Origin of the sequence: Niveispirillum fermenti (genome assembly GCF_048066175.1) — a bacterium.
GTDB classification, from domain to species: Bacteria; Pseudomonadota; Alphaproteobacteria; order Azospirillales; family Azospirillaceae; genus Niveispirillum; species Niveispirillum fermenti.
Genome location: NZ_JBLTXA010000042.1, coordinates 22,086 through 31,135 on the forward strand (window position 1 = coordinate 22,086; position 9,050 = coordinate 31,135).

The following is a 9,050-nucleotide window of genomic DNA, read 5'->3' on the forward strand; positions in this document are numbered from 1 at the left end:
AGATCATGCGCTTTGCAACCGATACCGGCGGCACCTTCACTGATCTTGTGGTGGAAGAGGATGATGGCCGGATCAGCATGTACAAGGCCTCCACCGTGCCGGGCGATCCGGTACAGGGGGTTCTGGCAGCCCTGACCCTGGCGGCGACGGATCGCGGGCTGGACCTGCCGACCTTGCTGGACCGTGGCGATACCTTCATCCATGGCACGACCCACGCCATCAACGCCATCATCACCGGCCGCACGGCGCGCACCGCCCTGCTGGTGACGGAGGGGCACCGCGATATCCTGACCCTGCGCGAGGGCGGGCGGATCGAGCCGTTCAACCACTCTGTCCCCTACCCCAAGCCCTTCGTGCCCCGTGCGCTGACCTTCGAGGTGCCGGAGCGGCTGATCCATGACGGGTCGGTCCACCAGTCGCTGGATGAGGTGGCGCTGGCCGCCATCATCGACCGGCTGCGGGCGGAGAAGGTGGAGGCGGTGGCCGTCTGCCTTCTCTGGTCCACCATCAATCCCGCGCATGAGGTGCGGGTGGGCGAGGCGCTGGCGGCGGCACTGCCGGGTGTGCCGGTCAGCCTGTCGCATCAGGTGAACCCAAGCCTGCGCGAATTCCGCCGGGCGTCGTCCACCGCCATCGACGCCGCCCTGAAACCCCTGATGGGCCGCTATCTGGGCGGACTGGAAGCGCGGATGCGCGAGGCGGGATTCAAGGGCAAGGTGATGGTGCTGACCAGTTCCGGCGGCATGATGCCGGCGGCAGAGGTGGCGGCAAACCCCATCCGCATCATCAATTCCGGCCCCTCCATGGCCCCCATCGCCGGTCAGCATTATGCCGACCTGGAAGGCAACGGCGACAGCGTCATCGTGGCCGATACGGGCGGCACCACCTACGACATCTCCCTGGTGCGCGGCGGTCGGGTGCCGATGACGCGGGAATTGTGGATCGGGCAGCCGACGCGCGGCCATCTGGTGGGCTATCCGTCGGTGGAGGTGAAAAGTGTCGGTGCCGGCGGCGGCTCCATCGCGCGGGTCGATGCCGGCGGCTTGCTGCATGTCGGGCCGGAAAGTGCCGGTGCCGTGCCGGGTCCCGTCTGCTATGGCCGGGGCGGCACCCGCCCCACGGTCACCGACGCCTCCCTGGCCCTTGGCTTCCTGGACCCCGACTTCTTCCTGGGCGGTTCCATGAAGCTGGACCTGGCCGGCGCACGCGACGCCATCGGCCATCACGTCGCCACCCCGCTGGGCATCAGTGTGGAGGAAGCGGCCTGGAGCATCATCCACCTGTCGACGGAAAACATGGTGCAGGCCATCGCCGACATCACGGTGGCACAGGGCATCGACCCGGCCCGGTCCGTGCTGATCGGCGGCGGCGGGGCGGCGGGGCTGAATTCCACCTTCATCGCGCGCCGTCTGGGCTGCGAACGGCTGATCATCCCGGAAACGGGGGCGGCGCTGAGTGCGGCCGGCGCCATGATGTCGGAAGTGACGGGCGAATTTGCCACCAGCCTGTTCACCAGCACGGCACGGTTCGATTTCGCCAGGGTGAACGCGGCGCTGGCCGACCTGACGGCCCAATGTGCCGCCTTTGCCGCCCGGTCCGGCGACCCTTCGCGCCCTGCCGAGCCCGTCATCGTGGCGGAAGCCCGGTATGAGAACCAGGTCTGGGACATCGATGTCACCCTGCCCCTGCATCAGTTCGCCGGCGCTGAGGATGTGGAGCATTTCCGCCGCACCTTCGATGCGGCCCACCAGCAGATCTTCACCATCGACGATCCCACCTCGGCCGTGGAGATCGTGGGGTTGCGGGCCACCATCCGCTGTCAGGTCCGGCCCTTTACCGAATTCCGGCTGGGCGCCGCTGCGGCAGCGGCGGGACAGGAGCGCAGCCGGTCGGCCTGGTTCAAGGAAACCGGCTGGGTCGATACCGCCATCCACCGGCTGGAAGCGATGGAAGCGGACCGGGTGATGGCGGGTCCCTGCATCATCGAAAGCGCCTTCACCACCATCGTCGTCGATCCCGGTGCCACGGCGCAGCGGTCGGCGGCGGGCAGCATCCTGATCCATCCGGCCGGCCGGGCGGGCGTGAAGGGGGAACAAGCATGAGCGACATGAAACTGAACGGCGCCGATCTTGCCATCCTGAACAGCCGGTTCGAGGGCGTGGTGCGCAAGATGGCCAACACGCTGCTGCGCACCGGACGGTCGGGCGTGCTGAACCGCGCACGGGATTTTTCCTGCTGCATCGTCACCGATGCGGGCGACCTGCTGGCCGCGGCGGAAAGCCTGCCCATCCATGTGCTGGCCGGGCCGGACATGATGGCCCGCACCATGAAGCAGTTCCACCCGGTGCTGAAACGCGGCGACGCCTTCCTGCATAATTCGCCCTATCACGGCTGCTCGCATCCGGCCGACCTGACCCTGCTGGTCCCCGTCATCGATGATGACGGCACCCACCGGTTCACGGTGCTGGCCAAGGCGCATCAGGCCGATATCGGCAATTCCGAACCCACCACCTATATGGGCAATGCCCGCGACCTGTATCATGAGGGCGCGCTGATCTTCCCGGCGGTGCAGGTTCAGCGGGACTATCAGGATATCGCCGACATCATCCGCATGTGCGAGATGCGTATCCGCGTGCCCGAGCAATGGCGCGGTGATTATCTGGCCATGGTCGGCGCCGTCCGCATCGGGGAGAAGGAACTGCTCGCCATGGGGCGGGAGGTCGGCTGGGACCGGCTGGAAACCTTCTCCGGCCAGTGGTTCGACTATTCAGAGGCCGCCATGGTGGAGGCGCTGGCCAACCTGCCGGACGGACAGGCCCAGGCCAGCAGCACCCATGACGCCTTCCCCGGCATGCCGGAAACCGGCGTCACCATTACCGCCAAGGTGGCGGTGGACAGTGCCGCCCGGCGTATCCGGGTCGACCTGACAGATAATCCCGACAGCCTGCCCTGCGGCATGAATCTCAGCGAGGCCTGCGCCCGGACCGCGGCCATGATCGGCGTGTTCAATTCCCTGGACCACCGCGTGCCCAAGAATGCCGGCGCCTTCCGCCGCATCGACGTCGTACTGCGGCGGGGCTGCATCGCCGGCATCACCGAACATCCCTATAGCTGTTCCACCGCCACCACCAACATCGCCGACCGCGTGGCCAATGCGGTGCAGGTAGCCGTTGCCGACCTGGGCGACGGGTTCGGCATGGCGGAGGTGGGGGCCGTGATCGCACCGTCCGCCGGGGTGATTTCCGGCATCGATGCCCGCACCGGCAAAGCCTTCGTCAATCAGATCTTCCTGGCCTTCTCCGGCGGGGCGGCCAGCCCGCAGGCCGACGCCTGGTGGACCACGGCCCATGTCGGCAATGCCGGCATGTGCTGCATCGACGGGGTGGAACTGGACGAGCTTTACCAGCCGCTGCTGGTGAAGCGGCGCGGGTTCCTGCCCGACAGCGAGGGGCCGGGCCGCTTCACGGGTGCGCCCTCCACCATCGTGGAATTCGGGCCGCTGGTCGGTGCCTTCGACATTGGCTATGGCTCCGACGGGCATGTGAATGCGCCGCTGGGCGTGCGCGGCGGCGGGACGGGTGGCCGGGCCGATCAGTGGCTGGACCGGGCCGATGGCGAGCGCGAGGCGCTGCCCGCCTGCGCCCTGGTCAATGTCCGGGCGGGTGACATGATCACGGCCGTGTCCGCCGGTGGAGGCGGTTACGGCGATCCCCGGTCGCGGATACCGGAGAGCGTGGCCGACGCCGTGCGCGAAGGCTATCTGTCGCCGGAACGTGCCCGCGACATCTATCGCGTGGCCCTGGATACGACCGGCCATCCCGATCTTTCCGCCACGCAGGCATTGAGGGCCGCATCATGAAGCAGCGTGTCATCGTTACGGCCGGTGCCGCCGGCATCGGCCTGGCCATTGTCGAACGGTTCCTGGCCGCCGGCGCCGACGTCGCCATCTGCGACGCCGATCAGGGCCGGCTGGACAAGGCGGTCCAGGCCCATCCCGGCCTGATCGCCATGGCATTGGACGTGTCGGATGCCGATGCGGTGGACCGGTTCGTCCGCCTGGTCGGCGAGCGATGGGGCGGGGTCGATACCCTGGTCAACAATGCCGGCATCGCCGGGCAGATCGGTCCCCTGACCGATATCTGCGACCAGGGCTGGCGCACCTGCTTCGAGGTGAATGTGCATGGCGCCTTTTTCATGATGCGGGCCGTCACCCCGCTGATGAAGGCGCAAGGCGGCGGGTCCATCGTCAATATCTCCACCGGTTCCGTCACGACGCTGCCCGTCAACCGCTCCCCCTATATCGCGTCGAAATGGGCGCTGGAGGGGCTGACGCGGGCGGCAGCACGGGAGTTGGGACCCGACAATATCCGGGTCAACGCCATCCGGCCCGGCTTCGTGGACAGCGAACGCATGCGCGGCATCATGGCCGGCATCGCCGCCGGGCGCGGCACCGATGCCGCGACGGTGGAGGCGGAGTTCCTGCGCTATATCTCGCTGCGCGCCAAGATCCAGCCGGAAGAGATCGGCGACATGGCCGTCTTCCTGTCATCTGACGCGGCCAAGCATGTCACGGGGCAGCTGATCGCCGTCGACGGCAATGTCGAATGGGAATGACGCCCCGTGGCGCGTCGCCAGGCCGCCGGATGGCGGCACCGGCAATTGAGGCCGGTGATCGGTTTCGATCACCGGGACGTGTCATCAGAAAGGAACCGGCCATGGCCCGCATCCCCCCGCTGACCGCCGATGACATGGCGGCACGCGGCATCGACCTGTCCTTCATCGGCGACGATTTCCACGAACTGCCCAACTCTGTGCCCACGCTGGCCTGGCGGCCCGACATCCTGAAGGCCAGCGGCGCCCTGTGGGCCGCCATCATGCTGTCGGGCACGGTCGATCCCGGCCTGAAATGGATGGCGGGATACATGGCCAGCATGGCCGCCGGCTGCCGCTATTGCTCCGCCCATACCGGCACCGCGACGGCAGGCAATGGCGTTCCGGCCGAAAAGCTGGCGGCCATCTGGGATTTCGAGCGCAGCCCGCTGTTCAGCGATGCCGAACGGGCGGTTCTGCGCGTCGCCATTGGCGCAGGCCAGGTGCCGAACGCCGTCAGCGATGATGATTTTGCCGAACTGGCCCGGCATTTCAGCCGGGAACAGCAAGTCGAAATCGTATCCGTCATTGCGCTCTACGGCTTCTTCAACCGCTGGAACGACACGGTCGGCACCACGCTGGAGACCTCCCCCCGCCTGTTCGCCGAAAAACACCTGACGCCGCATGGCTGGGAAATCGGCAAGCATGGCTGATCCGGGAGGGAGCCGGGAGGGATGCTCAGCCCGCCCCCGGCTCCCCCACCGGTCAACCGGCGCCGTGCAGGGCCCGCAGACGGGTCTTGTCGATCTTGCCCGTCCCGGCCAGCGGCATGTTGTCCAGCCGGATGATCTCATCCGGCAGCCACCAGGACGCCACCTTGCCCTTCAACGGCGCCAGCAGCGCCTCGTCACTGACCGGTGTGCGCGTTTCCACCAGCAGCACGGGCCGCTCACCCCATTTCGGATGGGTGCGCCCGATGACGGCAACCAGCGACACTTCCGGCAGGCTCCCGACCAGGGCCTCGATCTCCACGGGATTGATCCATTCCCCGCCCGACTTGATCAGGTCCTTGGCACGGCCCGTGATCATCAGGTTGCCGGCCGTGTCGATACGGGCCAGATCACCTGTCGGGAACCAGCCGGCCGCGTCTGTCGCCGGCCGGTCCTGCCCGAAATAACGGTCGATCACGGCAACCCCGCGCACGCGCAGATGGCCTTCCACCCCCCGCTGTTCGGGCAGTGGCACCCCATCCCCATCGGTCAGCAGCAGGTCGACGCCCACCGCCGGCCGGCCGGACAGGGCGGCGTTGCGGACCGGGTCGCCGATGGGGGCCACGGTGCCGGCCGGGGACAGTTCCGTCATGCCCCAGGTGGTCTGCACGATGACGCCCAGCCGGCGCTCGATCCGTTCCATCAGGGCCGGCGGCAGGGGGCTGCCACCGACGATGACCCTTTTCAGACTGGGCAGTTCCCCGCCCACCGCTTCCATATGGTCCACCAGCCCCAGCCAGACCGTGGGCACCCCCGCCCCTATGGTCACCCCTTCGGATGCGATCAAGCGGGCCAGGCTGGCGCCGTCCGTGTGCCGGCCGGGCAGGATCAGCCCGCCGCCCACGGCCGGCATGGCGAACGGCATGCCCCAGGCGCTGGCATGGAACATGGGAACTGCCACCAGCACACGATCGCGTCCCGACAGGGCCATGACATCGGTCTGCAAGAGCTTGGCCGCATGCAGGAAGTTGGAACGGTGGGTATAGGTGACGCCCTTGGGTGATCCCGTGGTGCCGGAGGTGAAGCACAGGCCGGCCGGCGCCGTTTCGGGAAAGCCGCCCCATTGCGCATCACGCGGTGCCGTTTCGATCAGCGGCTCCAGGGATGTGGCCATGGCCCAGTCGTCGGGTGCCGACCCGTCGATGACAAGGACATGGGCGATGCCCGGTGCCAGCGCCGCGACCCGCCGCGCCAGACCCACCTGATCGGCGCTGGCCACCAGGATGCGGGCTTCGGACTGGCCCAGCATCGCTGCCAGTTGCTCGGCCGTCAGGCGGGGGTTCAGCGTGTGGCAGACGGCACCCATCCCCATGACGGCATACCATACCTCCACATGCGCCTGACTGTTCCAGGCCAGCGTGGCAACCCGGTCGCCCTGCCGCATGCCATATCCCGCCAGGATGGAGGATACGGCCAGGCAGCGGTCCATCAGGGCCGCATAGCCGATGCGGGAAGGCTCGGCCCCTTCACGCGCCGTCACGATTTCGGCATCGGGATGCCATTTCGCGGCGTGGCGCAGGAACTGATCCAGCGTCAGGGGAAAATCCTGCATGGTTCCGTCCAGCATCAGCACTCTCCGCCATTCTGCGGCAATACCGGGGATATGACGCCCGTGTTCCAGTTCCATTGCAGGGTGCCCGCTGCCCGGCGGCGGCACATGGCCGTCTCGTGCAGGTCGAACATCCCTTCCATCAGCCGGTGACCCGGCCGGGGGGTGTCGGCGAACGCCATAAAGCCGCGGTCCTGTCCGTAAGCGGGCCAGTCCGGCTGTCCCGTCGCCACGGGTCTGCCGTCACGGGCGAAGCTGGCCCAGTAATCGGTCATGGCCGATGACAGGGCACGCTCGGCCGGGCTGTCCGGCGCCTTGGGCCAATAGGCCGGCGTGTGCTTCATCGTGCCGAAGACATAGGGGATTTCCGCGGCATGGAAGGCGTTCAACCCCTTCTCCGCCGCAGCCGGATAGGCATGGTCGAAGAAATAATAATAGGCGTCACGGCCCAGCGCCGTCTGGTCGCGGACCAGCCGTTCCGACGTCCAGGCGTAAAGCGCGTCGCGCGTCACGGCCAGCATGCTCTCCTCCAGATCGTCGGAGGGGTAGAGCCGCAGGAACGAGCCCGCCAGATCGCCGTATTTCTCCGCGATCACCGTCTCATAGGCCTTGGCATCGGCGGGCTTGGGGGGCAGCAGGTGGCGCAGGGACCGGATTTCCCCGCCATTGAAGCCGGTCAGGATGGGAACGGGCGCCTGTTCGCCCCGGTCGAACACGTCCACCAACTGTCCGGTCAGCACCTTGCCATCCACGGTGCCCAGCGGGAAATAGTTGAGCCGGGCGCCGACATCCGCCAGGGCCTGTGCATCCATGGCCCGCATGGACGCCACGTCCGTCGCACCGGCCTGCGCGACGATATAGGCGCCGATCGCCTCGGCCGCAAACTCGCCATGGTTCGGCTGTTTCAGTTCGGGGCCGGAAATCATGTAGCCGCTCTGCACGATGGCCTTGGCGAACAGCCCCTTGGCCAGGGGCGATGCCATCAGGTACATGACCGACAGCGCACCGGCGGACTCACCCGAAATGGTGACATTGCCCGGGTCGCCGCCGAAGGCCGCGATATTGTCGCGTACCCAGCGCAAGGCCTCGATTTGGTCCAGCAGACCGTAATTGCCGGAAATCCCGTCCGGGTTCTCGGCACTCAGGCCCGGATGCGCCATGTAGCCCAGCACACCCAGCCGGTAATTGATGGAGACGACGATCACCCCGCGCCCAGCCATGGCGGTCCCGTCATACATGGCATTGTAGCCGCGGCCATTGATCAGGGTGCCGCCATGGATCCAGATCAGCACCGGCGCAGCCTTCGCCCCGTTCTGCCCGGCCCCCGTGGGTACCGTGATGTTCAGGGTCAGGCAATCCTCTCCCGTCGCCGGGGGCGGATTGGTATAGACGCTGGTGGTGGTCGCCCTGGGCTGGACGCAGGCCAGGCCGGGTGATCCGGCGTCACGGACACCCTGCCAGGGGGGCAGGGGTTCCGGCGCCTTCCAGCGTCGGGGCCCGACCGGCGGCTGCGCATAGGGGATGCCGTTGAAGACATGTGTGTCGCCGCTGACGCGGCCTTCCAGGATGCCGGCCGGGGCCTGCACCCTGGGATGGTCCTGGGCCGCGGCGCCAAAGGCCAGCAGGCCGGCGGCGGCACAGGCGCCAAGATGACGGGAAAGACGCATCAGAAGGCTCCGTTGCGGCTGGCCTCCCGCTTCAACACCCGCGCCAGCACCAGATAGAGGGCAATGGCCAGGAAATAGAAGGGGATGAGCGTGTAGAAGGCGAGTTGCAGGGAATTGTCGGGGTTGGTGGCCCGGAAATAGTCGCTGGCGGCCCCCAGATATGTCGGCCCCAGCCCCAGCCCGATCAGGTTCATGACCAGCAGCAGCAGCGCGCCGGACAATACCCGCTGATTGGGCCGCACCTCTTCCTGAACCAGCGTCACAGCAGGCGAGAGGAAGAAATAGTTGAGAACGGTGGGGCCGGCCAGGAACAGCAGCGCCAGTTCCCAGCCCGGCGCCCAGACGAAGCCGACGAAGAAGGGCACGGACAAGGCCAGGCCCACAGCGGGAATGATGGCATAGGCCTGTCTGTACCGGGCGGCGAACCGGTCGATCAGCCGGCCCGACGCGAACATGCCGATGGAAATGCCGATG

At 67.4% G+C, this 9,050-nt stretch carries 6 protein-coding genes and 1 pseudogene; 4 read left to right on the forward strand and 3 right to left on the reverse strand.

Annotated features, from left to right (window positions below; translation table 11 throughout):
• The first annotated feature begins 5 nt into the window (after positions 1 to 5).
• From ACM9LZ_RS23020 to ACM9LZ_RS23035, 4 genes are all read left to right on the forward strand, one after another.
• On the forward strand, positions 6 to 2,102 hold the full coding sequence (locus ACM9LZ_RS23020; RefSeq protein WP_416621867.1) for a hydantoinase/oxoprolinase family protein: 2,097 nt from the start codon (positions 6 to 8) through the stop codon (positions 2,100 to 2,102).
• Positions 2,099 to 3,859: a hydantoinase B/oxoprolinase family protein gene (locus tag ACM9LZ_RS23025; RefSeq protein ID WP_416621868.1), complete on the forward strand. Its 1,761-nt coding sequence runs from the start codon at positions 2,099 to 2,101 to the stop codon at positions 3,857 to 3,859. The genes ACM9LZ_RS23020 and ACM9LZ_RS23025 overlap by 4 nt, the downstream gene beginning before the upstream one ends.
• Positions 3,856 to 4,614: an SDR family oxidoreductase gene (locus ACM9LZ_RS23030; protein ID WP_416621869.1), complete on the forward strand. Its 759-nt coding sequence runs from the start codon at positions 3,856 to 3,858 to the stop codon at positions 4,612 to 4,614. Before ACM9LZ_RS23025 ends, ACM9LZ_RS23030 begins: the two co-directional genes overlap by 4 nt.
• Before the next feature lie 101 nt (positions 4,615 to 4,715).
• Positions 4,716 to 5,303 (forward strand): carboxymuconolactone decarboxylase family protein, encoded by a 588-nt coding sequence (locus ACM9LZ_RS23035; RefSeq protein WP_416621870.1) that lies wholly within the window; start codon positions 4,716 to 4,718, stop codon positions 5,301 to 5,303.
• Between the two features lie 52 nt (positions 5,304 to 5,355).
• On the opposite strand, the gene ACM9LZ_RS23040 is transcribed toward ACM9LZ_RS23035, so the two are convergent.
• The 3 genes and pseudogenes from ACM9LZ_RS23040 to ACM9LZ_RS23050 form a co-directional block, all read right to left on the reverse strand.
• Positions 5,356 to 6,927, reverse strand: a complete 1,572-nt coding sequence (locus ACM9LZ_RS23040) for an AMP-binding protein (RefSeq protein WP_416621871.1) — start codon at positions 6,925 to 6,927, stop codon at positions 5,356 to 5,358.
• On the reverse strand, positions 6,927 to 8,576 hold the full coding sequence (locus tag ACM9LZ_RS23045) for a carboxylesterase/lipase family protein (protein WP_416621872.1): 1,650 nt from the start codon (positions 8,574 to 8,576) through the stop codon (positions 6,927 to 6,929). The genes ACM9LZ_RS23040 and ACM9LZ_RS23045 overlap by 1 nt, the downstream gene beginning before the upstream one ends.
• Positions 8,576 to 9,050, reverse strand: a pseudogene (locus ACM9LZ_RS23050) (spinster family MFS transporter); the annotation flags it as partial. The gene ACM9LZ_RS23045 and the pseudogene ACM9LZ_RS23050, both read right to left, overlap by 1 nt.